Source organism: Teichococcus coralli (assembly GCF_009829925.1).
Classification (GTDB): Bacteria; Pseudomonadota; Alphaproteobacteria; order Acetobacterales; family Acetobacteraceae; genus Pseudoroseomonas; species Pseudoroseomonas coralli.
The window spans coordinates 17,589-40,674 of record NZ_SNVJ01000003.1 but is presented as its reverse complement, the minus strand read 5'-3'; the positions used below and the strand labels follow the sequence as shown (position 1 = coordinate 40,674).

Annotated in this window: 19 protein-coding genes; 13 read left to right on the top strand and 6 right to left on the bottom strand. The window is 73.3% G+C overall.

Annotation, left to right across the window (positions count from 1 at the left end; translation table 11 throughout):
* Positions 1 to 85: 85 nt before the first annotated feature.
* The 4 genes from E0493_RS04155 to E0493_RS04140 all read right to left on the bottom strand — a co-directional run bounded on the left by E0493_RS04155 (position 86) and on the right by E0493_RS04140 (position 7,049).
* Positions 86 to 1,795 carry an efflux transporter outer membrane subunit gene (locus tag E0493_RS04155; RefSeq protein ID WP_160935672.1) on the bottom strand — a complete coding sequence of 570 codons (1,710 nt, stop codon included), beginning with the start codon at positions 1,793 to 1,795 and terminating at the stop codon, positions 86 to 88.
* 10 nt (positions 1,796 to 1,805) lie between these two features.
* Positions 1,806 to 3,380, bottom strand: coding sequence for a DHA2 family efflux MFS transporter permease subunit (locus E0493_RS04150; RefSeq protein WP_160935671.1), 1,575 nt, complete (start codon positions 3,378 to 3,380; stop codon positions 1,806 to 1,808).
* Positions 3,377 to 4,693, bottom strand: a complete 1,317-nt coding sequence (locus E0493_RS04145) for an HlyD family secretion protein (RefSeq protein ID WP_367614452.1) — start codon at positions 4,691 to 4,693, stop codon at positions 3,377 to 3,379. Before E0493_RS04145 ends, E0493_RS04150 begins: the two co-directional genes overlap by 4 nt.
* A 262-nt stretch (positions 4,694 to 4,955) precedes the next feature.
* Positions 4,956 to 7,049 carry a protein-disulfide reductase DsbD family protein gene (locus E0493_RS04140; RefSeq protein ID WP_235913589.1) on the bottom strand — a complete coding sequence of 698 codons (2,094 nt, stop codon included), beginning with the start codon at positions 7,047 to 7,049 and terminating at the stop codon, positions 4,956 to 4,958.
* Positions 7,050 to 7,149: 100 nt separating this feature from the next.
* On the opposite strand from E0493_RS04140, the gene hrpB reads away from it, so the two are divergent.
* From hrpB to E0493_RS04120, 4 genes are all read left to right on the top strand, one after another.
* Entirely contained in the window at positions 7,150 to 9,606 is a 2,457-nt protein-coding gene (hrpB, locus tag E0493_RS04135; RefSeq protein ID WP_160935670.1) for an ATP-dependent helicase HrpB, read from the top strand.
* A gap of 84 nt (positions 9,607 to 9,690) precedes the next feature.
* Positions 9,691 to 10,782 (top strand): trypsin-like peptidase domain-containing protein, encoded by a 1,092-nt coding sequence (locus E0493_RS04130; RefSeq protein WP_160935669.1) that lies wholly within the window; start codon positions 9,691 to 9,693, stop codon positions 10,780 to 10,782.
* A gap of 224 nt (positions 10,783 to 11,006) precedes the next feature.
* The gene (locus E0493_RS04125; RefSeq protein WP_160935668.1) at positions 11,007 to 12,065 is read left to right on the top strand and encodes a FecCD family ABC transporter permease; all 1,059 of its coding nucleotides are present in this window, start codon (positions 11,007 to 11,009) and stop codon (positions 12,063 to 12,065) included.
* Positions 12,062 to 12,856 (top strand): ABC transporter ATP-binding protein, encoded by a 795-nt coding sequence (locus E0493_RS04120; RefSeq protein ID WP_160935667.1) that lies wholly within the window; start codon positions 12,062 to 12,064, stop codon positions 12,854 to 12,856. Before E0493_RS04125 ends, E0493_RS04120 begins: the two co-directional genes overlap by 4 nt.
* A gap of 78 nt (positions 12,857 to 12,934) precedes the next feature.
* Here the strand turns inward: E0493_RS04120 and E0493_RS04115 are convergent, their stop codons facing one another.
* Positions 12,935 to 13,270, bottom strand: coding sequence for an SIP domain-containing protein (locus tag E0493_RS04115; RefSeq protein ID WP_160935666.1), 336 nt, complete (start codon positions 13,268 to 13,270; stop codon positions 12,935 to 12,937).
* Here E0493_RS04115 and E0493_RS04110 point away from each other — a divergent pair.
* From E0493_RS04110 to E0493_RS04095, 4 genes are read left to right on the top strand one after another with little or no spacing between them, the layout of a single operon-like run.
* Positions 13,269 to 13,949, top strand: coding sequence for a winged helix-turn-helix domain-containing protein (locus E0493_RS04110; RefSeq protein WP_160935665.1), 681 nt, complete (start codon positions 13,269 to 13,271; stop codon positions 13,947 to 13,949). The two genes, E0493_RS04115 and E0493_RS04110, sit on opposite strands and share 2 nt — an antisense overlap.
* Positions 13,950 to 13,959: 10 nt before the next feature.
* Entirely contained in the window at positions 13,960 to 15,381 is a 1,422-nt protein-coding gene (locus E0493_RS04105) for a sensor histidine kinase (RefSeq protein WP_160935664.1), read from the top strand.
* A gap of 10 nt (positions 15,382 to 15,391) precedes the next feature.
* The gene (locus E0493_RS04100; RefSeq protein WP_160935663.1) at positions 15,392 to 15,715 is read left to right on the top strand and encodes a hypothetical protein; all 324 of its coding nucleotides are present in this window, start codon (positions 15,392 to 15,394) and stop codon (positions 15,713 to 15,715) included.
* Between the two features lie 24 nt (positions 15,716 to 15,739).
* Positions 15,740 to 16,882, top strand: a complete 1,143-nt coding sequence (locus E0493_RS04095; RefSeq protein WP_160935662.1) for a YbfB/YjiJ family MFS transporter — start codon at positions 15,740 to 15,742, stop codon at positions 16,880 to 16,882.
* Here the strand turns inward: E0493_RS04095 and E0493_RS04090 are convergent.
* The gene (locus E0493_RS04090) at positions 16,866 to 17,888 is read right to left on the bottom strand and encodes an enoyl-CoA hydratase/isomerase family protein (RefSeq protein ID WP_160935661.1); all 1,023 of its coding nucleotides are present in this window, start codon (positions 17,886 to 17,888) and stop codon (positions 16,866 to 16,868) included. The two genes, E0493_RS04095 and E0493_RS04090, sit on opposite strands and share 17 nt — an antisense overlap.
* Positions 17,889 to 17,993: 105 nt before the next feature.
* Between E0493_RS04090 and E0493_RS04085 the strand changes: the two genes are divergently transcribed.
* The 5 genes from E0493_RS04085 (at position 17,994) to E0493_RS04065 (ending at position 23,036) form a co-directional block, all read left to right on the top strand.
* Complete coding sequence (locus tag E0493_RS04085; protein WP_160935660.1) at positions 17,994 to 19,097, top strand: ABC transporter ATP-binding protein; 1,104 nt, start codon at positions 17,994 to 17,996, stop codon at positions 19,095 to 19,097.
* 91 nt (positions 19,098 to 19,188) lie between these two features.
* Positions 19,189 to 20,235 carry an ABC transporter substrate-binding protein gene (locus E0493_RS04080; protein WP_160935659.1) on the top strand — a complete coding sequence of 349 codons (1,047 nt, stop codon included), beginning with the start codon at positions 19,189 to 19,191 and terminating at the stop codon, positions 20,233 to 20,235.
* A gap of 1 nt (position 20,236) precedes the next feature.
* On the top strand, positions 20,237 to 21,430 hold the full coding sequence (locus E0493_RS04075; protein ID WP_235913588.1) for an ABC transporter permease: 1,194 nt from the start codon (positions 20,237 to 20,239) through the stop codon (positions 21,428 to 21,430).
* A complete protein-coding gene (locus E0493_RS04070) occupies positions 21,427 to 22,215 on the top strand; it encodes an ABC transporter permease (RefSeq protein WP_160935658.1) in 789 nt (262 codons plus the stop codon). Before E0493_RS04075 ends, E0493_RS04070 begins: the two co-directional genes overlap by 4 nt.
* Positions 22,216 to 22,289: 74 nt before the next feature.
* Complete coding sequence (locus E0493_RS04065; protein ID WP_160935657.1) at positions 22,290 to 23,036, top strand: superoxide dismutase; 747 nt, start codon at positions 22,290 to 22,292, stop codon at positions 23,034 to 23,036.
* Positions 23,037 to 23,086 lie beyond the last annotated feature (50 nt).

Genomic DNA, 23,086 nt, shown 5'->3' with positions numbered 1-23,086 from the left:
ACCCGGTTGTCCGGGCGACGTGTTCGCATCTCCGCGTGATGCCGGTTTGACAGCCCGGCGTCGGTTCCGTGACGGTTTCCCCTCCTCAGGGCCGCACGGCGGGGGGCAGGCGGGCCGGCTGGGCGGCCGGGAAGGAGGGTTGCAGCGGCCCGACGCCGGCGGTGGTGGGCACCGGCCTGCCGGGTGGATCCACGCCGGCGAGACTGTCGGGCGAAAGCGACTCCACCGGCCGGCCGCCCTCCGGCGGCGGAATGGACACGACCGAGGCCACCAGCCCCTCCTGCCAGCCGCCGCCCAGCGCCTTGTAGAGCGAGACCAGGTCGGTGGTCAGGGCGAGCGTCGCGCGCACGCGCTGCTGGCGCGCCTCCACCAGGCTGCGCTGCGCGTCGAGCACGTCGAGGAAGTTGGACAGGCCGTTGTTGTAGCGGCTGCGGGCCAGGGAGAGGGCGGTCTCGGCCGCCTTGACGGCGCGCTCCAGCAGGTCCCGCTGCACCTTGTCCGTGCGGTAGGCGACCAGGCTGTCCTCCACCTCGCGCAGCGCGTTGAGCACGGTGCCGCGGTAGGCCAGCGCCGCCCCGGCCTGCTGCGCGCGGGCGAGGCGGAGGTTGGCGGTGAGCCGGCCGCCCTGGAAGATCGGCAGCGAGATGGCCGGGCCGAAGGAGTAGAAATGGCTGGCCCAGTTGGTCAGGTAGTCGGCGTCGATGGCGCGCACGCCGATGCTGCCGGTCAGCGAGATGTCCGGGTAGAACTGCGCCGTGGCGACGCCGATTCCGGCGGTGGCGGCGTGCAGGCGCGCCTCCGCCTGGCGGATGTCGGGGCGCCGCCGTGCCAGCGAGGAGGGCAGGCCCACCGGAACGGAGGGCGGCGTCGGCGGGATCGGCGCGGTGACGGAAAGCTCCTGGTCCAGCGCGCCGGGCGGCTGGCCGGTGAGCACGCTGAGGCGGTTCATCGCCTGCTGCGCCTGGCGCTTGAAGGGCTGCAGCTGCGCCTCGTAGCTGGCCAGCTGGGCGCGCTGGTTGGCCACGTCCAGCTCGGTGGTCAGGCCCTGGCCACGGCGGCGCTCCGTCAGCCGCAGCAGGTCGCGCGCGGTGTCCACGTTCTGCTGCTGGGTGCGCGCCAGGGCCTGCGCGCCGCGCAGCCCGGCATAGGTCTGCGCCACCTCGGCCAGCAGCGTGACGAGCGCGTCGTTGGTGCCCTCGACGGCGGCCTGGGTTTGCGCGTTGGCCTGCTCCACCGAACGGCGGACGCGGCCGAAGAGGTCCAGCTCCCAGCTTGCATCGAAGCCGAGCTGGAACAGGTTGCTCGGTCCGGTGAGGCCGTTGAGGGCGTTCTCCAGCGCATCCGCCGCTCGATTGCCGAGGCCGGGCTCCTGGCCATTGAGCTGCTGGTTGTTGCGCAGGCCCTCGATCGAGCCGAAGGCGCCCTGCGATCGCAGAAGGCCGCGCAGGCCGAGCTGCTGGCGGGTGTAGGTGCCGCTCCCGTTCAGGCTCGGCAGGCCCGCGCCGCGCGCCGCCGCCTCGGCCTGCCGCGCCTCCACGATGCGCAGCACCGCCTGTTGCAGGTCCGGGTTGCCGGCCACCGTGCGCTCGATCAGCGAGTTCAGCGCCGGGTCGTTGAAGCTGGTCCACCAGCGTGGGGCCGGATCGGCCTGGAGGGAAACCGCCTGGTTCGGGTTGCGCGCGGCGTCGCTCCAGGCGGGCGGCACCTCGGCGCGGGGTGGCACGAAGTCGGGGCCCACGGTGCAGGCTGCAAGGCCGCCGGCCAGGGCGACCGCGAGGGCGGCGCGAAAGCTCATCACGTGCAACTCAATGTCCCCCGCCGCCGCCCTGGACCTTCTGGCCCGTGAACAGGAAGGCGAGCGGCACGATCAGCAGCGCCAGCGCCGCGGTGATCCTGAAGGTGTCGGAATAGGCCAGGATGGCCACCTGCTCCCGCAGCATCTGCGCCATCTGCCCCATGGCAAGCTGCCCGGCGGCGGCGGCGGAGTAGCCGTGGTCGATCAGCGCCTGCTCGATCTGCTGCAGCGTCGTGTTGAAGGGCTGGTAGAGCGGCGTCATGTATTCGGCGAGGTAGCTCGTGCGGATCTGCTCGTGGTTGGTGACGAGCGCGGTCGAGACCGAAATCCCCACCGAGCCCATCACGTTGCGGATCATGGTGAAGAGCGCGGTGGCGTCGCCGTTCAGCGCGCGCGGCAGGGTGGCATAGGCGATGGTGCTGATCGGCACGAAGAGGAAGGCGAGGCCCACCGTCTGCGCCGCGCGCATGATGGCCAGCTCGGCATAGTCGATGTCCGGCGTCAGACCTTGCGAATAGTAGAGCGCGGCGCTGAGGCAGAGGCCGCCGAAGGCCACCAGGTACTTCGCGGGCATGAAGCTCATCAGCTTGCCGGTGACGGGAATCAGCATCACCAGCAGCACCGCGCCCGGTGCCAGCACCAGGCCGGACCAGGTTGCGTTGTAGCCGAGCTGCTGCTGCGCCATCTGCGGGATCAGCACCGCCGAGGCGTAGAGCACGAAGCCCATCAGGCCGATGGCGGCGCAGCCGACGGAGAAGTTGCGGTCCTTGAAGACCCGGAGGTCCACGATGGGGTTGCGCGCGTAAAGCAGCCAGTAGACGCCGCCGACATAGCCGACGGCCGAGACCAGCGCCGCCTTGCGGATGAAGTCGGAGTCCAGCCAGTCGTAGTTCTCGCCGCGGTCGAGCGCCAGCTCCATGCCACCCAGCGCCAGCACGATGAAGCCAAGCCCCACATAGTCGAAGCGGAAGGGGCGGGACTGCTCCTCCTCCACCCAGGGCGGGTCCTCCACCACCTGCAGCACGCCAAACACCGTCAGCACGCCGATCGGCACGTTGATCAGGAAGATCCAGTGCCAGGAATAGGTGTCGGTGAGGTACCCGCCCAGCACCGGCCCGAGGATCGGCGCCACGACGATGGCGATGGCGGTGACGGAGAAGGCGGTGCCGCGCCGCTCCGGCGGAAAGGTGTCGAGGATGATGGCCTGCTGCGTCGGCTGCAGGCCGCCGCCAAAGAAGCCCTGGAGGGCGCGGAACAGGAGGAGTTGCCAGAACTCGGTGGCCATGCCGCAGCCGAGCGAGGCGGCGGTGAAGACGCTGATGCAGATGACGAAGTAGCGCTTGCGCCCGATCATGCGGCTGAGCGATCCGGAGATGGTCAGCACGATGCCGTTGGCCACGAGGTAGGTGGTCAGCGCCCAGGTGCTTTCGTCGTTGCTGACCGACATGCTGCCGGCGATGTGCGGCAGCGAGACGTTGACGATGGTGGTGTCGAGCACCTCCATGAAGGCGGCCATGGTCACCACCAGGGTGATGACCCAGGGATTGGCGGCAGGCCGCCAGCCCTTGCCGACGGAGCCGCTCATTCCAGCTTCACCGTCGGCACGACGGAAAGGCCGAGCGGCAGCGGCTCGTCCTTTGGCAGGCCGCTGTCGATGATGATCTTCACCGGCACGCGGCGGACGATCTTGACGAAGTTGCCGGTGGCGTTCTCGGCCGGAAAGGCGCTGAAGCGCGCGCCGCTGCCGCGCTGGATGCTGTCCACATGGCCGCGCAGCTCCAGGTCGGGATAGGCGTCCACCTCGATCGTCACCGGCTGGCCGGGCTGCATCGCGGTGAGCTGCGTCTCCTTGAAGTTGGCGGTCACCCAGAGGTCGGGCGTGACGAGGTTCATCAAGGTACTGCCGGGCTGCACGAAGCCGCCCTGCTCGACGTTGCGCCGGGTCACCCAGCCATCCTGCGGCGCGCGTAGCACGGCATAGGAGAGCATGGTCTCGGCCTCGTTGAGCTGTGCCTCGGCCTGCGCGACCTGCGCCTTGCGCTGCTCGACCGCCGCCTGGGCCAGCTCGATGTCCTGCTCGATCAGCTTGGCGATGCGGAGCTGCGCCTCGGCCTGGGCGACGTTCGCCGTCTGCGCCTGAAGTTGGGCATTGGCGGTGTCGATGCTGGACTGCGTGGTGGCGCGCGGGTCCACGCGGCGCTGGCGGCGGTACTCGGCCTCGGCCTGCGCCTGGCTGGCCTGCGCCGCCTTCAGTTGCGCCTCCGCCTGTTGCAGCTGTGCCGGCGCGCGCACCCGCGCCACCTCCAGCTGCACCTGCGCGGCATCGAGCTGGGCGCGCGCGAGCTGGAGGTTGGCGCGCGCCTGGTTGCGCTGGGCGGTGAGATCGCTGGCGTCGATGCGCAGCAGCAGGTCGCCGGCATGGACGAGCTGGTTGTCCTTCACCGCCAGCTCGGCGACGTAGCCGGAGATCTTGGGCGCGACGGCGATGGCGCGGCCCTCGGTATAGGCGTCGTCGGTGGACTCGAGATCGCGATGGCTCCACCAGTACCAGGCGCCGCCGAGGATCGCGAGCGCCAGCACGATGCCGCCGATGATCAGCGGCAGGCGGCCGGGACGCTTGCGGCCCTTGTCACCGTCCTGCCCGCCGTCGTCGTCAGGGTCACGCTGGTCCTGGTGATCGCGCTCATCCGTTTGGCGGGAAGCGCCATTCCGCCGATCCTCCTGGCCGCTGTCGCTGTTGTCGCGGCTGCGGGGCCTGCCCTCCGCGGGCGGCGCGTCTTCCGACGCGGGCGCGGCGGCCACGGCGGAACGGGAACGGCCGGCATGAGTGTTGCGCCCGAAGGCATGCCGCTTGTCGGCGACCGGCGCCGCATGCGCGCCCTGCTCGTGATCAGCCACTGGAAATCCTCGTCACTCGGCGCGCAGGTTCTTCCGGCAGACGGAGCCTGTGACATACGAACAAAAATGTATGCGAAACACACGTCCTTGAAGGACAGGCGGCGCGATCGGTTCAGCAGGAGGGATGCTGCTCCGCGCAAAGAACGCGGTTCGCGAGCGGTGGTTCCTGCGCGTAGGCCGGGGATTTCATGACCGGAATGCAATCCGGGCCGCCTTCCGCCGCCCCTTGGGAAACGGGCAGCCGGGCGGGGCGGGGCTGGCCTCAGGCCGGGTCCGCGCCGAGGGCGCGCAGCATGATGCCTTCGGTCAGGATCTGCGGCAGCACCGCGGGCTCGCCGCCGCCGGGCGGGTAGAGGAGGTAAAGCGGCACGCCGGCCCGGCCATGCGCGCGCAGCACGGCGGCGAGGGTGGCGTTGCCGTCCGTCCAGTCGCCCTTGAGGTAGGCGACGCCCTGGCGCGCGAAGGCGGCGCGCACCGCCTCGGTGTCCAGCGCCACGCGCTCGTTCACCTTGCAGGTGATGCACCAGGCGGCGGTCAGGTTGACGAAGACGGGGCGGCCTTCCGCGCGCAGGGCGGCGAGGCGCGCGGCTGACCAGGGTTCGGCGCCATTCCCCGCGGCGGCCAGGGCGCCGGGGCGGGCGGCGGGCGCAGCCGCGAGCCCGGGAAGCGCCGCAAGCGCCGCCAGCAGCGCCAGCGTCCCGCCGGCCCGCCCCAGCCAGCGCCCGCGCGGCGTCCGCGCGCGCTGCGCCGTGCCCCAGGCCCAGGCGGCGAAGCCGACCGCGAGCGCCCCGGCCAGCGCCGCCGCCAGCCCCTCCGGCCCGACCTGCTGCGCCAGCACCCAGAGCAGCCAGAGCGCGGCGCCAAACATCGGGAAGGCCAGGAGCTCCTTCAGCCGCTCCATCCAGGTGCCGGGACGCGGCAGCAGGCGGGCCAGCCCCGGCGCAAGGGCGAGCAGCGCGTAGGGCGCGGCCATGCCGAGGCCCATGGCCGCGAAGATGGCCAGGGTGGCGGCGGGCGGCATGCTCAGCGCCGCCCCGATGGCGGTGGCCATGAAGGGCGCGGTGCAGGGCGTGGCCACCAGCACCGCCAGCCCGCCGGTGGCGAAGCTGCCAAGATGCCCGCCGCGCGCCGCCAGCCCGGCACCGGCCCCCACCGCTCCGCCGACCTGGAACACGCCCGCCAGGTTCAGGCCGACGGCCAGCATCAGCCAGCTCATGCCGGCCACGAAGGCCGGGGCGGTGAACTGGAAGCCCCATCCGGCCACGACGCCGCCCGCGCGCAGCGCCAGCAGCAGCCCGGCCAGGGCCAGGAAGCAGAGCAGCACGCCGGCGGTGTAGCTGGCTGCGTGGCCGCGCACCTCGCCGCGCGCCGCGCCGGAAAGGCGGGCCAGGGCCATGGCCTTCATCGCCAGGATGGGAAACACGCAGGGCATCAGGTTCAGGATCAGGCCGCCAAGCGCCGCCAGCAGCGCCGCCTGCCACAGTCCGGGGCCGGCGGAGGCGGAAGCCGCGAGGGCGGTGGGCACGGCGCCGGGCGTCGCGGAAATGCTGAAGGCGCTGCGGCCGCCGGCGGCGTCGGTCAGCACCACCACGCCCTCCACCGGGCCGGGCGGCAGGGGAACGGCGCCGCGTTCCAGGCCGAGCCGGAGGGCGCCGTCCGATGCCGTCATCGGCTGCGGCGCGGCGTGGTTCAGCACGGTCGGCGCGGCGGGAAAGAAGCCGGCCGCGCGGATGGTGGCGGGGGTCAGGTCGGTGCCGTCCAGCCGCAGGGCGCCCTTCTGCCCGTCAAAGCCCAGGCTGGCCTTCCAGGGGGAGGGGCGGGGCAGGGCGGCCTCGGCCTCGCGGAAGGCTTCGGCGAGTGCGGGGTCGGGGCGGGGGGCGGCCTCCGCCGGGAAGTCGAGCCGGAAGCTGCCCTCCTCCGGGACGCAGACCTGCTCGCAGACCAGCCAGTTGGCCTGTGCCTCCAGGGTGAAGACATCGCCGGGCTTCAGGCTCGCGGGCGGGGTTACCGTCAGCGGCAGCAGCACATGGCCCTCGTAGCCGTAGTTCACCAGCGGCCCGAAGGGGATGCGCTGCGGCGCCGGCCAGTCGAAGCCGGTGGTCTTTGTGCCGTCGGGCGCGGTGAAGCTGATCTCCGGCGGGGCGCCGGCATCGCCCGCATTGCGCCAGTAGGTGTGCCAGCCGGGCGCCAGCACCTGGCGCAGCCCGAGGCGAAAGGACTGGCCGGGGGCGACGGCGTCCACCTCGGCGGCGAGCGTCATGGTGGCGCGCTCGGAGCGCACCGGCGCGCTTTCCAGCGCCCGGGCCGGGCCGGCGAGGGCGAGCAGGGCGAGGGCGGGGATCAGCGCGCGCAGCATGGCGCACTGAAAGCCGATTTCCCCTCCCGGGGAAAGCCCCGCCCGGTGACGAAGCGTTGCGCGGCTGCGGACCCCCCGCCGATGCGCTAGAGGGGCGGGCATGGACCATGTTTCGCCGCTGCTGCCCGAGCTTCCCGTCACCGAGGCCCTGCCGCGCCTGGCCGCGGCCCTGCGCGCCGGCAGCAACGCCGTGCTCGTGGCGCCGCCCGGCGCTGGCAAGACCACCCTGGTGCCGCTGCTGCTGAAGGACGAGCCCTGGGCCGAGGGCGGCAAGATCCTGGTGCTGGAGCCGCGCCGCGTCGCCGCCCGCGCCGCCGCCCGACGGATGTCCGAGCTGCTGGGGGAGCCGTTGGGGCGCACCGTGGGCGTCGTCACCCGGTTGGACCGGGCGGTTTCGGAGGCCACGCGCGTCGAGGTGGTCACCGAGGGGCTGCTGGTCCGCCGATTGCAGTCCGACCCCGGGTTGGAGGGTGTCGCGGCGGTGCTGTTCGACGAGGCGCATGAGCGCAACCTCGACACCGACCTCGCCCTGGCCCTCTGCCTGGACCTGCAGCACGCGCTGCGGCCGGAGCTGCGGCTGCTCGCCATGTCCGCCACCATCGAGGCGGAGGGCTTTGCCCGATTGCTCGGCGACGCGCCGGTGGTGGAGAGCCTGGGGCGGGCGCATCCGGTCGTCATCCAGCACCGCCCGCGCGACCTCCAGGACCCGCGCGACCTGCCCGAGGCCATGGCCGGCGCCATCCGCGCCGCGCTCGCCGAGCACCCCGGCGACGTGCTGGCCTTCCTGCCGGGCTGGGGCGAGATCCGCCGCACCGCCGAGCGGCTGGGCGGCGTCGCGGCCGAGGTGCTGCCGCTGCATGGCGAGCTGCCGCCGGCCGAGCAGGACAAGGCGCTGAACCCGTCCTCCCGGCGCAAGGTGGTGCTGGCCACCTCCATCGCCGAGACCTCGCTGACCGTGCCGGGGGTGCGCATCGTGGTGGATGGCGGCTTCCGCCGCGCGCCACGGCTCGATCCGGCGACCGGCCTCTCGCGCCTGGCCACCGTCCGCATCTCGCGCGCCGCCGCCGAGCAGCGCGCCGGCCGCGCCGGGCGCACCGAGCCGGGTGTCGCCATCCGGCTCTGGACGGAGGCGCTGCACCGCGGCCTGCCGCAGGCCGACCGGCCAGAGATCCTGGAGAGCGAGCTCTCCGGCCTGGCGCTGGACTGCGCCGCCTGGGGCGCCGAGCCGGCGGAGATGGCCTTTCTGGACCCGCCGCCGGCCGGCGCCATGGCCGCCGCCCGCGCCCTGCTGCGCGACCTTGATGCGCTGGATACCGGAGGGCGCATCACGCCCATGGGCCGGCGCATGGCGCGGCTGGGAACGCATCCGCGCCTCGCCCGGATGATGGCGGCGACGGAAACGCCCGAGGCGGCGGCGCTGGCCGCCGAACTCGCCGCCCTGCTGGAGGAGCGCGACCCCATTCGTGGCCGCGAGGCGCCCTCCGACATCCAGCTGCGCCTCGACCTTCTGCACGGCGCCGACGATCCGAACGCGGACCGCGGCGCGCTCGGCCGCATCCGCCGCGCGGTGACGCTGCACCGGCGCCGGCTCGGCGTGCCCGGCGGGGTGGAGGCGGAGGGCGATGCCGGGCTGTTGCTGGCCGCCGGCTTTCCCGACCGCATCGCCGCCCGGCGCGGCAGCATGGCCGGCGCCTTCCGCATCGCCTCGGGCCAGGGGGCCCGCCTGCCGGCCACCGATCCGCTCGGCAAGGCGCCGCTGCTGGCGGTGGCGGATCTCGAACTGCTGGGCACCGAGGCGCGCATCCGCATGGCCGCGCCGCTGACCCGCGAGGCGCTGGAAGCCGCCTTTCCCGGGCGGCTGGTGCGCGAGGAGGGCGCCGCCTTCGATCCGCGCGCCAATGCCGTGGTGGCGCGGCGCCGCCTGCGGCTTGGCCCGCTGGTGCTGGAGGAGGCGACCCTGCCGCACGCCGATCCGGCCGCCGTCGCCTCCGCGCTGGCCGCCGCCGCGGCCGCGCGCGGCTTCCGTGACCTCGACTGGACCGAAGCCGCCCGCCAGACCCGCGCCCGCATGGGCTGGATGCACCGCACCGAGGGCGGCGAATGGCCGGATGTCTCAGATACGGCCCTGGCCGCGGAGGAGGGGGCCTGGCTTGCCCCCTGGCTCTCCGGGATGACAAAGCTTTCCGCGTTGCGCGGGCTGGACGCCGTGGCGGTCCTGCGCGGCCTGCTGCCGCACGCCCTGCAGAAGCGGCTGGACGCCGCCCTGCCGCCGCGCGTGGCGCTGCCCGGCGGGCGCAGCGCCGCCATCGACTACACCGGCGAGGTGCCGCGGCTGGAGGCGCGGGCGCAATGGCTGTTCGGCCTCGCCACCCTGCCGCCGCTGGCCGAGGGGCGCATCCCTTTGCAGGTGGCGCTGCTCTCTCCCGCCGGGCGGCCGATCGCCGTCACCGCCGACCTGCCGGGCTTCTGGCGCGGCGCCTGGGCGGAGGTGCGCAAGGAGATGCGCGGCCGCTATCCCAAGCACGACTGGCCGGAGGAGCCGGCGCGCGGCACCTAAAGGCCTTGCCTTCGCCGCTCCTGCTGCAAATCTGCAACGCACATGCCCCCCCAGGCTCCCGCACCCCGGCCGATGGATGATGGAATGACCCGCCCGACCCCCGCCTCCCGCCGCATGGTGATGTCCGGCTTCCTCAGCCTGGCGGTGCTTTCCGCCTGCCAGGCGCCCACGGCCATGGCGCAGCGCGGCGCCCGCAGCGCGGTGCCGGACTTCGCCGACCTGGCCGAGGCGGTGCTGCCGGCCGTGGTCAACATCGCCGTGCTCTCCGAGCAGACCACGACCCAGATCCCGCCCGAGCTGCGCGGCACGCCGTTCGAGCGCTACTTCCGCGAGCGGCGCGGGAAGCAGCAGGTGCAGGGGGCCGGCTCCGGCTTCATTGTTGACCCGGCCGGCTTCATCGTCACCAACAACCACGTGGTCGGCAACGCCGTGCGGGTGGTGGTTTCGCTGCAGGACGGCACGGAACTGCCCGCCCATGTGGTCGGCACCGACGACCTGACCGACCTCGCCCTTCTGCGGGTGGAGGCGCCGAGGCCGCTGCCCTCCGTGCCCTGGGGTGCCTCCGCCGAGCTGCGCGTCGGGCAGTGGGTGCTGGCGGCCGGCAACCCCTTCGGCCTGGGGGGCACCGTGACCTCGGGCATCGTCTCGGCGCGCGGGCGGGAGATCGGCGCCGGGCCCTTCGACGACTTCATCCAGACCGACGCCGCCATCAATCCCGGCAACTCGGGCGGCCCGTTGTTCAACGCGGCGGGCGAGGTCATCGGCATCAACACCGCCATCTTCTCGCCCACCGGCGCCTCGGCCGGCATCGGCTTCGCCACACCCTCCGACCTGGCGCGCGGCGTGATCGACCAGCTCCGGCGCGACGGGCGCGTGGAGCGCGGCTGGCTGGGGATCGCCGTGCAGGACACGGGCGAGGAGGCCGGGCCGGGCATGCGCAACCGCGGCGTGCAGGTGCAGAACGTCGAGCGCAACAGCCCCGCCGCCCGTGCCGGGCTGCGCCAGGGCGACGTGGTCACCGCGCTGAACGGGGAGCGCATCGAGACCTCGCGCGCGCTGATCCGCGGCGTGGCGGGGACGCCGCCGGGCCAGACCATCCGCCTGACGCTGACGCGGGACGGCCGGCCGCGCGAGATGGCCGTGCAGGTCGGGCGCCGGCCGGGCTCGGCGGGCTGAGCGGAGCCGGAGGCAGGAACTTCGCCGGGAATTCTGCGCCGGGACATGCCTGGGGCGCGAACAGGGGGGTTGGTCTTGGAGTTGCGACTGATTATTGGTTGCTGATGAGTTCCTCCGTTGGAAGATTTGCCTGGTGAAGCTCCCCTGCCTGCTCCGCGCTGGCGTGCTGCGGGCCGGCACCGCCGTCGCCGAGCCGCCCCGCAGCGCTCCTGGGCCAGCCTGAGGTGACGGCCCTGTCCGTCTCCGCCGCCGGTGCGGCCGAGGGCTATCGCGCGCTGCTCTGGCGGCGCTCGGCGCTGCTGGCGGCGCTGGCGCTGCTGCTGGCGGGCTCGCTGCTGCTCGACGTGGCGACCGGCCCCTCCCGCCTCGGCCTCGCCGACGTGGTGGACGTGCTGCTGCACCCCGCCGCCGCCAGCGGCCCGGTGCGTGTCATTGTCTGGGATGTGCGGCTGCCCTATGCCGTGATGGCCGTGCTGGTGGGCGCCGCGCTGGCTTTGGCCGGCGCCGAGATGCAGACGGTGCTGAACAACCCGCTGGCCAGCCCCTTCACCCTGGGCGTTTCCTCGGCCGCCTCGCTGGGGGCGGCGCTGGCCATCGTGCTCGGGGTGGGCGTGCCGTGGGTCCCGCAGGCCTGGCTGCTGTCCGGCAACGCCTTCCTCTTCGCCTTCGGCTCGGTGATGCTGCTGCGGGCGCTGTCGCGCCTGCGCGGGGCGGGGGTGGAGGCGCTGGTGCTGTTCGGCATCGCGCTGGTCTTCGCCTTCAACGCCGCCGTGGCGCTGTTGCAGTTCGTCGCCACCGAGCAGGCGCTGCAGCAACTCGTCTTCTGGTCCATGGGCAGTCTGGCGCGCGCCACCTGGCCGAAGATCGGCATCCTCGCCCTCGCGCTGGCCGTCGTCATCCCCTTCATCGCCCGCGCCGCCTGGAAGCTGACGGCGCTGCGCCTCGGCGAGGAGCGGGCGCTTTCCTTCGGCGTCAACGCCAGCCGCCTGCGGGACGGTGCGCTGCTGCGCGTCTCGCTGCTCTCCGCCGTCTCGGTGGCCTTTGTCGGCACCATCGGCTTCGTCGGGCTGGTCGGGCCGCATGCGGCGCGGCTGCTGGTGGGCGAGGACCACCGCTTCTTCCTGCCCGCCGCGGCGCTTTGCGGGGCGCTGCTGCTCTCGCTCTCCTCGGTGGCGAGCAAGCTGCTGGTGCCAGGACTTCTTGTGCCGATCGGCATCGTTACCGCGCTGGTCGGCGTGCCGGTCTTCATCGTGTTGGTCTTCACCCGGGGGCGGCGCGCATGAGGCGGCTGGAGATCCAGGGCCTCACCCTCGGCTATGGCCGCCGCACGGTGCTGCGGGAGGCCAGCCTCGCGCCGCTGGAGGCGGGCGCCATCACCGCGCTGGTGGGGCCGAACGGCGCCGGCAAGTCCACCCTGCTGCGCGGCCTCGCCGGGCTGCTGCCGGCGCGCGGCTCGGTCCGGCTGGACGGGCAGGAGATGGTGGGCCTGCCGCTGGAGCGCCGTGCCCGGCACATCGCCTACATGCCGCAGAGCCTGCCGCAGGGCGTGGCGCTGACGGTGCTGGAAACCCTGTTGGGCGCGCTGAAGGCCAGCCCGGGCGGCTTCGGCGCCTCCGGCATCTCCGCCCGCGCCGCCGCCGAGCGGGCGCTGGCGCTGCTGGAGCGGCTCGGAATCGCGCATCTCGCGCTGGTCGGTCTGGACCGGCTCTCCGGCGGGCAGCGGCAGATGGCCGGGCTCGCCCAGGCCCTGGTGCGCCAGCCCGAGGTGCTGCTGCTCGACGAGCCGACCAGCGCCCTCGACCTGCGCTACCAGCTGGCCGTCATGCAGCTCGTCCAGGCGCTGACCCGTGAGAGGGCGCTGGTCACCGTGGTGGTGCTGCACGACCTCGGCCTCGCGGCGCGCTTCGCCGACCGGCTGGTGATGCTGTCCCAGGGGGCGGTGCGTGCGGAAGGCGCGCCGGAGGAGACCCTGACGCCCGCGCTGCTGGCGGAGGTCTATGGCGTCTCGGCACGGGTGGAGCGCTGCTCGCTCGGCCACCTCCAGGTGCTGGCCGACGATCCGTTGCCGGCCTGAACCCGGCAAAGGGGGCGCCGCCGCCCGCTTTGGAAAAAGCCCCCGCCGGGGTGGCAACCGCCACCCTGGGCTCCGGGATCAGTCCCCGGAATGCTGTTCGTGCACCGCGGCCTGCCCGAGCTTCCAATAGCCCGCCGCCTTGAGCCAGCGCGGCTCGGCCTTCTTCTCGGCGATCAACGGGTGCCGCAGCGCCTTCGCCACCAGCGATTCGGCCGCCACCCAGGCGAAAAACTCGCCCGGCGGGGCAGCGGCGGCATGGCCGGAAGGGTAGCTGCCCCGCCCGCAGGGAATGGCAACGGCAAGGCCCGGTCTGGCGCGGCGGCGCGCGGCGAGGCATCCTGGCGCCGGCTGCGCCTCCCTCCGCCCTGCCGGCCCGCGGGAGGGCGGCGCACAGGACAAGGAGCGTGGCACCATGCGAATTCTGCTGGTGGAGGATGATGCCGAGGTCGGCCGCTTCGTGAAGAAGGGGCTGCAGGAGGCCGGTCACACCGTCGAGCACGCGGCCAGCGGGCGGGACGGGCTGTTCATGGCCGCCGGCGAGAGCTTCGACCTGCTGGTGCTGGACCGCATGCTGCCCGGCGGCGTGGATGGCGTGCGCCTGGTCGAGACGCTGCGCGGCCAGGGCAACCACACTCCTGTGCTGTTCCTTTCGGCGCTCGCCGGGGTGGATGAGCGGGTGAAGGGCCTGAAGGCCGGCGGCGACGACTACCTGGTGAAGCCCTTCGCCTTCGCCGAGCTGCTGGCGCGCGTCGAGGCGCTGGGCCGCCGCCCGGCGGTGGACACCCCCGCGACCCGGCTGAAGGTGGCGGATCTGGAGCTGGACCTGCTTTCCCGCACCGTCACCCGCGGCGGCAAGAAGATCGACATCCAGCCGCGCGAGTTCCGCTTGCTGGAGCACCTGATGCGCCATGCCGGGCAGGTCGTCACCCGCACCATGCTGCTGGAGAAGGTGTGGGACTATCACTTCGACCCGCAGACCAACGTGATCGACGTGCATGTCTCCCGCCTGCGGCAGAAGCTGGACAAGGGGTTCGACAAGCCGCTGATCCACACGGTGCGCAATGCCGGCTACATGATCCGCGGCGAGCCGTGACCCGCGCCTGATGCCCCATACGCGGCGGCGGCAGCAGCACCCCGGGCCGCTCTGGCGCCTGCTTTCCTCGGCCGGTTTCCGCTTCGCCGTGCTCTTCGCGGCGATGTTCCTGATGGCCGGCCTCGCCTTCGCGGCGGTGCTCTGGTGGGGCACCGCCGGGGCGCTGGAGCGCCAGACGGACGCCGCCATCCGCGCCGACGCGCACGCGCTGAGCGATCGCTGGCGCGATGCCGGCCAGCAGGGGCTGGTGGATGCGATCGAGGAGCGCCTGGCGGTGGATGTGGAGGGGCAGACCCTCTACCGGCTGCAGGATGCCGCCGGCAGCCGCGTTGTCGGCAACCTGGCGGCGCTGCCGCCGGAGCGCCCGGGGAACCAGGACTGGTACAGCCTCACCCTGCAGCACGAGGACGGCCAGCCCGGCGAGGGCCGCCTGCTGGTGCTCGACCTCTCCGACGGCAGCAAGCTGGCGGTCGGCCGCGAGGTGGGCGAGAAGCAGCGCCTGCGCGCCCTGCTGACGGACGGGCTCTACTGGGCCGCGGGCAGCGCGCTGGTCTTCGCGCTGGTGGGCGCCTGGCTGATGCGGCGGGCGCTGGAGCGGCGCCTCGCGCCAGCCTCCGCCACGGCGGCGCTGATCGCCGGCGGCGACCTTTCGCCGCGCGTGCCGCTTTCCCTGCACGATGACGAGTTCGACCGGCTCGGCGCCAGCATGAACACCATGCTGGACCGCATCGCGCAGCTGATGGACGGTGTGCGCGGCGTCTCGGACGCCATCGCGCATGACCTGCGCACGCCCATCGCCCGGGCCCGCAACGGGTTGGAGGAGGCGCTGCTCGGCGGCAGCGACGACCCTGGCGAGCTGCGCGGCGCCATTGAGCGCGGCATTGCCGACCTCGACAACGTCACCCGCGTGTTCCAGGCGGTGCTGCGCATCGCGGAAATGGAGGCCGGCGCCCGCCGCGCCGCCTTCGCGCGCTTTGACCTCGCGCAGGTGCTGGCCGATGCCGCCGAGCTTTATGGCGCATCGGCGGAGGCGCGCGGCCAGACCCTGCACACCGACTGGCCCGAGCCGCTGCCGCTGGGCGGGGACCGCGACCTGCTGCTGCAGGTGCTGGCCAACCTGCTGGACAATGCCGTGAAGTTCAGCCCGCCGGGCAGCGCCATCAGCCTGACCGCCGTGCAGGAGCCGGATGCCGTGGTGGTGCGCGTGGCCGATGAAGGGCCGGGCCTCTCGGTGCAGGACCGCACGCGCGTGGGCGAGCGCTTTTTTCGCGCCGATGCCGCCCGCACGACGCCGGGCTCGGGCCTCGGCCTTTCCCTGGTGCGGGCGGTCGTGCAGCTGCACGGCGGCACGATCTGGTTCGCCGATGCCGGCGGCCCGCCCAGGCGGCCGGGCCTGGCCGTGCTGTTCCGCCTGCCGGCCAGCGCCGCATGACCGAGGCTTCATGCCCAGCCCATCGCCGGGCAGGGGTGCGGCGGCCAGACTGGGCGCCATGCCGCTGTGCCATCTTTGCCTGCTCGTCGCCTTTCTGGCCGCCGCTCCGGCCGGCGCGGCGGAGTTGCGCGTGCTCAGCCCGGGCCCGGAGGATTGCGAGGACCTCGCGCAGCGCCTCGCCCTCCTGCCGCGCGGGCGGCAGGAGCCGGCCCGCAGCCTGGGCGAGGAAGGCGTCCAGCTCTGCCAGGAGGGGCAGGTCCGGCAGGGCGTCTCCAAGCTGCGCCGTGCCCTGCGCACCGCCCAGCACAATCCCCGCCCGGTTCCCGCCGACTAGGGCCACCGCTTGAGCCGGCCTGGCTTGGCCGTTCCGCTGGCCGGGGCGGGCGCGGTTTGCGCCGGCATCGGGCTGGCCCGCTTCGCCTATGTGCCCTTGTTTCCCGCCCTGGTCGCCGCCGGCTGGGTGAGCGGTGCGGAGGCCGGGCTGCTCGGCGCCTGCAACTTCACGGGCTACCTGCTGGGCGTTCTGGGCGGGCGCGGGCTCGGCCGCCGGCTTGGCGTGCCGGCGGCGCTGGATGCCGGCATGGCGCTGGTCGTGCTGGCCTTTCTGGCCTGCGCGCTGCCGGCTGGCGTCGCCTGGCTCGGCCTCTGGCGCGGGCTGGCAGGCGTGGCGGGGGGCGTGCTGATGGCGCTGGCCGGCCCGGCGGTGCAGGCGGTGACGGCGCCCGCGCGGCGCGGGGCGGCGGGCGGCATCGTCGTCGCCGGGGTCGGGGCGGGCGTGGTGCTGGGCGCGCTGGCCGTGCCGGCGCTGCGGCCGGTCGGAATCATCGGCAGCTGGCTCGGGCTGGCGGCGCTGTGCGCGATGATCTGGGGAGCGATGCGCCGCTCCTGGCCGGCCCCGCCGGCCGCCGAGGTCACCCGCCTGCCGCGGGGCCAGCCGGTGCCGCGGGCGGGCGCGCTGCTGCTGGCCTACGGCCTGTCGGCCGCCGGCATGACCGCGCCGATGGTCTACCTGGCCGATCTGGGCGCGCGGGGCCGCGGGCTGGGCGTGGTGGCGGTGGGGCTGCTCTGGGTGCTGTTCGGGCTGGGGGGCATCGCCGGCACGCTCATGGGCGGGCGGATCGCCGGGCGCCTCGGCGGGCGGAGGACGCTGGCGGCCTGGATGGCGCTGCAGGTCGTCGGGCTGGGCGCCACCCTGCTGCCCGGCCCCGCGGCGCTTCTGCTGGCCGCGCCGGCTTGCGGCTTCGCCGGTATCGGGGCCACCGCCGTGGCGCTCGCCGACGCGCGGGAGCGGGCCGGGCAGGCCGCGGGCCTGCTCTGGGTGCGGGCCACCGCGATCTACGCGCTGGCCCAGTCCGGCACCGGCTTCGCCCTGGCGGCGCTGTTCCACGCCACCGGGGACAGCCATGCCGCCGTGTTCGGCGCCGGGCTCGGCCTTTCGCTCGCCGCCCTGCTGGTGGCGCTGGCCGACGCCCGGCCCGGCAGGCTCAGCCGAACAGGCTGACCGGGTCCGCCGCCGGCTGCCAGCGCGGCGCGTTGTCCTTGTCCACCAGCACGGCGCGCACACCCTCGGCGAAGTCGGGGTGGCGGGTGACGCCACGGGTGAGCGAAAGCTCCATCTCCAGGCAGGCCGGCAGGGGCAGCGTCGCGCCGCGCCTCAGCAGTTCCAGCGTCACCGCCACGCTGGTCGGCGAGACATGCTCCAGGATGGCGAGCTGCTCGCGCGCCCAGCCGCTGCCCTCCTTGTCGCTGCTCTCCTTGTCGCTGTCCTCCTTCCGCAGGGCCGACTCGATGGCGGCGCGGGTGTCATGCGCGAAGCAGCGGTCGATGGCCGGGCGCAGGGCGGCGATCCGGCCGGGCGCCACCGGCTCGGCGAAGCGCTCCACCACCTTCGCATCGCCTTCCGCCAGCAGCGCGGCGCGCAGGGCCTCCAGCCGCTCGCGCGGGACGAAGTGCGTCGCCAGCCCGGCCTCCACCGCCTCGGCGCCGTTCAGCCGCGCGCCGGTCAGCGCCAGCCAGCGCCCCAGCCCGCCCGCCAGGCGCGGCAGCACGTAGCTGGTGCCGACATCGGGGAAGAGGGCGATCGCCGTTTCCGGCATGGCGAGCATGGCATGCTCGGTGACGATGCGGTGGCTGCCATGCACCGCGACGCCGATGCCGCCGCCCATGCAGACGCCGTCGATCAGGCTGACCCAGGGGCGCGGAAAGGCGGCGATGCCGCCGTTCACCCCGTATTCATGGCTGAAAAAGGCCTCCACCGCCGCGTGGTCCCCGGCCAGCACCTGCTCGCGCACCCGACGCACGTCGCCGCCGGCGCAGAAGGCGCGGCCGCCGGCGCCTTCCAGCAGCACCAGCCGCAGGGACGGGTCCTCGCGCCAGGCGGCGATCGCGGCGGCCATGCCGTCGATCATCGCCAGGTCCAGCGCGTTCAGGGCGCGCGGGCGGTTCATCAGCAGCCGCCCCACCGCGCCATCGCGCGTGGCGATCAGGGTGGCATCCGCTTCGGCCATGCTTGTCCTCCGGTTCTCTCGCGCCCACCCTCGCGGTGCGGCGCCCGGTTGACAACCCCGCCCGGACGACCCGATGCAGCGTGCCGGAACGCGAAGGAGTGGGCGATGGCGGAGCCGCTGGTCCGGTTCGAGGGGGTGCGCAAGGCCTATGGGCCGGCGGCGTCGGGCTATGCCGTGCGGCAGCTCGACCTGGCGGTGGAGCGTGGCGAGCTGCTGACCCTGCTCGGCCCCTCCGGCTCGGGCAAGACCACCACGCTGATGATGCTGGCCGGCTTCGAGCAGCCGAGCGAGGGCCATATCCTGCTGGAGGGGCGCGACATCGCCCGCCTGCCGCCGCACAAGCGGGGCATCGGCGTGGTGTTCCAGTCCTACGCGCTGTTCCCGCACATGAGCGTCGCCGAGAATGTCGGCTTCCCGCTGGAGGTGCGCGGCGTGCCGAAGGCCGAGCGCGCCGGGCGGGTGGCCAGGGCGCTCGCCATGGTTCGCCTGGAAGGCTTTGGCGACCGCCGGCCGGCGCAGCTCTCGGGCGGGCAGCAGCAGCGCATCGCGCTGGCCCGGGCCATGGTCTTCGAGCCGCCGATCGTGCTGCTGGACGAGCCGCTGGGCGCGCTCGACAAGGCGCTGCGCGAGGAGATGCAGTACGAGATCCGCGCGCTGCACCAGCGGCTCGGCCTGACCATGATGTATGTGACGCACGACCAGGCGGAGGCGCTGACGCTCTCCGACCGCATCGCGGTGTTCGAGGGCGGGCTGGTCCGCCAGCTCGCGCCGCCGCGCGAGATCTATGAGCGGCCGGCCAATGCCTTCGTCGCCGGCTTCGTCGGCGAGAACAACCGGCTGGCGGGCAAGGTGCTGGCGGCGGAGGACGACCTGGTGCGCGTGGCGCTGGACTGCGGCCCCGAGGTTTCCGCCCGCCCGGTGGACTGCGGCCCGCCGGGCAGCCGCTGCTGGGTGACGATCCGGCCGGAGCGGGTCGCCGTCGCGCCGGTGGCGCCGCAGGATCTGGGGGAGGGCGCGCTGGCGGCGACCCTGCAGGAGGCGATCTTCCAGGGCGACCATGTCCGGCTGCGGCTGGCGCTCGGCCAGGGGGACGAGGCTCGTGGGGAGGTGCTGGTGAAGCGGCCGGTCGGCGGCGGGCAGCTTCCCGCCATCGGCGGTCCCGCCGCGCTGGCCTGGGAGGCGGCGCATGCGCTGGCCTACGCGGCCTGAAAACCCTCTTCGCAACCCGCATCCCTCGGCACTACCCTCGCGGCGGGAAGCGCCGGGCAAGGCGCAGAGGGAAAGGCAGAGGGAGAGCATGATGCTGCGGAGAGGCTTTTGCGCCGCCCTGGCGCTGGGAACGGTGCTGCTGGGCGGACAGGCGATGGCCCAGGGCCGGGACCTGACGGTGGTTTCCTGGGGCGGGGCCTACCAGGACGTGCAGCGGGACATCTTCTTCCGCCCCTTCCAGCAGGAGGCCAACACCCGCCTGCTGGAGGAGACCTGGGACGGCGGCGTCGGCGTGCTGCGCGCCAAGGTGCAGTCCGGCGCCAACAACTGGGACGCGGTGCAGGTGGAGAGCGAGGAGCTGCTGCTCGGCTGCGACGAGGGGCTGTTCGAGCGCATCGACTACGGCGCGCTCGGCGGCAAGGACCGCTTCATCCCCGCTGCGGTGAACGAGTGCGGCGTCGGCACCATCCTGTATTCCTTCGTGCTGGCCTACGACAAGGAGCGGCTGAAGGAGGCGCCGAAGAGCTGGGCCGACTTCTTCGACACCAAGAAGTTCCCGGGCAAGCGCGGGCTGCGGCGGGGCCCGAAGACCACGCTGGAGATCGCCCTGCTGGCCGACGGCGTGAAGCCGAGCGAGGTGTACAAGATGCTCGGCACCAATGCCGGCGTGGACCGCGCCTTCCGCAAGCTCGACACGCTGAAGTCCGACCTCGTCTGGTGGGAGCGCGGCAGCCAGCCGGCGCAGCTGCTCGCCAGCGGCGAGGTGGCGATGACCGACGCCTATAACGGCCGCATCACCGCCGCCAACCAGAACGACAACCGCAACTTCGGCATCACCTGGACCAACAACCTCTTCACGCTGGACTCCTGGGTGGTCATGAAGGACAGCCCGAACCGCCAGAAGGCGCTGGACTTCATCAACTTCGCCACCCAGCCGCAGCGCCAGGCGCAGCTCGCCCAGCGCATCCCCTACGGCCCGACCGCCAAGGGTGCGGCGGACAGCATCCCCCCCGCCGTGCAGGCCAACCTGCCGACCACGCCGGAAAACCACGAGGACGCCTTGCAGATCAACGACCAGTTCTGGCTGGACAACCTCGACAAGCTGAACCAGCGCTTCAACAACTGGGTCGCGAAGTAGCTTGCGCGGACGGCTCGCCGCGGCGGCGCTGGTGGCGCCGCTGCTCCTCTTCCTGCTGGCCGTCTTCGTGCTGCCGATCGGCGCCTTTCTGCTGCGCGCCGTGGGCGAGCCGGACGTGCCGCCGGTGCTGCCGCGCACCCTGGCGGCGCTCGACGGCTGGGACGGCAAGGCGGCGCCCGGCGAGGCCGCCTTCGCCGCGCTGGTCGAGGACCTGCGCGCCGCGCGCGAGCGGGACCGCGCGAACGGCGAGGGCGAGGTGGCGCGCGCCGCCGCCCGGCTGAACAACGACTGGCCCGGCTTCCGCTCGCTGCTGCCGATGACCGCCCGCCGCGTCGCCCCGCCCTTCGAGGGTGGCGCGCGCGAGAAGCTGCTCGACCTCGCCGAGGAATGGGGCACGCCCACGCCCTGGGCGGCGATCCGCCGGGCCGCAGGGCCGGTCTCCGACTTCCACCTGCTCGCCGTGCTCGACCTGAAGCGCGACTCCACGGGCAGCATCGGCGCGGCGCCGCCGGAACAGGCGATCTTCCGCGGCATCCTCTGGCGAACGCTCTGGATCGGCGCGCTGGCAACGCTGGCCTGCCTGGCGATCGGCTATCCGCTGGCCTGGCTGATCGCCACCGCGCCGCCGCGCGCGGTACCCTGGCTGCTGGCGGGGGTGTTGCTGCCCTTCTGGACCAGCCTGATCGTCCGCACCGCCGCCTGGACGGTGCTGCTGCAGCGGGAGGGCGTGGTCAACGCCGCCCTGCAGGCGCTGCAACTCACCGCCGGGCCGCTGCCGCTGCTGTTCAACCGGGGCGCCGTGCTGCTGGGCATGGTGCACATCCTGCTGCCCTTCATGGTGCTGCCCATCTATGCCAGCCTGCGCGCGCTGGACTGGCGCCTGCCGCGCGCGGCCCTTTCGCTGGGTGCCTCGCCCTGGCGGACCTTCTTGCGCATCTCGCTGCCGCTCTCCCTGCCCGGGGTGGGGGCGGGGTGCCTGCTGGTCTTCATCCAGGCGCTGGGCTTCTACGTCACGCCGGCGCTGCTGGGCGGCGCCAATGACCAGATGATCCCCTATTTCGTCGCTTTCTACGCCACCCGCACGGTCAATTGGGGCATGGCGGCGGCGCTCTCGCTGCTGCTGCTGGCGGCCGTCGCCGTGGTGGTCGGGATCTATGGCCGGCTGGTCGGCTTCTCGCGGATGCGCACGGCATGAGGCCCGCCCGCATCCTGCTCTGGGCCTTCGGCCTGCTGGCGCTGCTTTTCCTGGTGGCGCCGGTGCTGGCGGTGCTGCCGCTCTCCTTCTCCGCGGGCTCCTTCCTTTCCTACCCGCTGCCCGGCCTTTCGCTGCGCTGGTATGCCGACTTCTGGACCTCCAGCTTCTGGCTGCCGGCGCTGTGGAACTCGCTGCGCATCGGCACCGGGGCGGCGCTGCTGGCCGGCACGCTCGGCACGCTGGCCGCCTTCGGCCTGTGGCGCGCCCGCTTTCCCGGCCGGATGCTGGTGCTGGCGGTGGCGATGGCGCCGATGGTGGTGCCGGCCATTGTGGTCGCCGTGGCGCTGCTGCTGGCCTTCGGCCCGCTCGGGCTGAGCAACAGCTTCACCGGCCTGGTGCTGGCCCATGCCACGCTGGGCGCGCCCTTCGTGGTGGTCACGGTTCTGGCGGCGCTGGAGCAGTTCGATCCGGTGCAGCTCCGCGCGGCGGCGGCCTGTGGCGCCTCGCCGGTCCGGGCCTTCCGCCGGATCTGCCTGCCGCAGATCCTGCCGGGGGTGGCGGCGGGGGCGCTCTTCGCCTTCGCCACCAGCCTGGACGAGGTGACGGTCACGCTGTTTCTCGCGGGCCCGGCGCAGCGCACCTTGCCCCGGCAGATGTTTTCCGGGCTGAACGACCAGCTCAGCCTCACCATCATGGCGGCGGCGATGGTCATGGTGCTGCTCTCGGTGTTGCTGCTGCTGGCGGTGACGCTCTTGCGCCGGCGCGGCGAGGCCTCATCTCGGTAGTGTTCAGAACTGCTCCGCATCCGGCGGCAGGCTGCCGCGTTGGAGCGCAAGGCACATCCGGGAGCCCTCCGCCAATGACGACCCCCATGCTCGCCCGCCGCGGGATGTTGACCGCCGGCGCCTCCCTCTTCGCCGCCGGCATGCTTGCTTCCCCGCGCCGCGTCTTCGCGCAGGCCGCCAGCGGCACGTCCAGCGGCCCCTTCATGCTGCCGCAGCTACCCTACGCCTTCGACGCGCTGGAGCCGCATATCGACGCGAAGACCATGGAGCTGCACCACGACAAGCACCATGCCGCCTACGTCAACAACCTCAACAACGCGCTGAAGGACCACAGCCAGCTTGCCCAGATGAAGCTGGAGGACCTGCTGGCCAAGCTGGGCCAGGCGCCGGAGGCCGTCCGCACCGCCATCCGCAACAATGGCGGCGGCCATGCGAACCATGCCATGTTCTGGCAGGTGATGGGCGGAAAGGGAGGCAACCCCTCCGGCGAGCTGGCCCAGGCCATCGAGCGCGACCTGGGCGGCTTCGACGCCTTCAAGGGCAACTTCAACAAGGCCGGTGCCGGCGTCTTCGGCTCGGGCTTCGTGTTCGTCACGGTGGACCGCGACGGCAAGCTTGCGCTGACCACCCGCCCCAACCAGGACACGCCGCTGATGGACGGCCAGCGGGTGCTCTTCGGCAACGACGTGTGGGAGCACGCCTACTACCTCAAGTACAACAACCGCCGGGCCGACTACCTGAATGCCTGGTGGAACGTGGTGAACTGGGACAGCGTCGCCAAGCGCTACGCCGCCGCCAAGGACGGCTCGCTGGGCGTCTGACCAGGGTTCCGAAGAAAGCTGGGGGAGATGCACTCCCCCGGAACCCCCTC

Coding starts and splice junctions, on each gene's coding strand:
- E0493_RS04155 (WP_160935672.1), bottom strand. CDS start 1,795: ATGAGCTTTCGCGCCGCCCTCGCGGTCGCCCTGGCCGGCGGCCTTGCA.
- E0493_RS04150 (WP_160935671.1), bottom strand. CDS start 3,380: ATGAGCGGCTCCGTCGGCAAGGGCTGGCGGCCTGCCGCCAATCCCTGG.
- E0493_RS04140 (WP_235913589.1), bottom strand. CDS start 7,049: ATGCTGCGCGCGCTGATCCCCGCCCTCGCCCTGCTCGCCCTCGCCGGC.
- hrpB (WP_160935670.1), top strand. CDS start 7,150: ATGGACCATGTTTCGCCGCTGCTGCCCGAGCTTCCCGTCACCGAGGCC.
- E0493_RS04130 (WP_160935669.1), top strand. CDS start 9,691: ATGACCCGCCCGACCCCCGCCTCCCGCCGCATGGTGATGTCCGGCTTC.
- E0493_RS04120 (WP_160935667.1), top strand. CDS start 12,062: ATGAGGCGGCTGGAGATCCAGGGCCTCACCCTCGGCTATGGCCGCCGC.
- E0493_RS04110 (WP_160935665.1), top strand. CDS start 13,269: ATGCGAATTCTGCTGGTGGAGGATGATGCCGAGGTCGGCCGCTTCGTG.
- E0493_RS04115 (WP_160935666.1), bottom strand. CDS start 13,270: ATGGTGCCACGCTCCTTGTCCTGTGCGCCGCCCTCCCGCGGGCCGGCA.
- E0493_RS04105 (WP_160935664.1), top strand. CDS start 13,960: ATGCCCCATACGCGGCGGCGGCAGCAGCACCCCGGGCCGCTCTGGCGC.
- E0493_RS04100 (WP_160935663.1), top strand. CDS start 15,392: ATGCCCAGCCCATCGCCGGGCAGGGGTGCGGCGGCCAGACTGGGCGCC.
- E0493_RS04090 (WP_160935661.1), bottom strand. CDS start 17,888: ATGGCCGAAGCGGATGCCACCCTGATCGCCACGCGCGATGGCGCGGTG.
- E0493_RS04085 (WP_160935660.1), top strand. CDS start 17,994: ATGGCGGAGCCGCTGGTCCGGTTCGAGGGGGTGCGCAAGGCCTATGGG.
- E0493_RS04080 (WP_160935659.1), top strand. CDS start 19,189: ATGCTGCGGAGAGGCTTTTGCGCCGCCCTGGCGCTGGGAACGGTGCTG.
- E0493_RS04070 (WP_160935658.1), top strand. CDS start 21,427: ATGAGGCCCGCCCGCATCCTGCTCTGGGCCTTCGGCCTGCTGGCGCTG.
- E0493_RS04065 (WP_160935657.1), top strand. CDS start 22,290: ATGACGACCCCCATGCTCGCCCGCCGCGGGATGTTGACCGCCGGCGCC.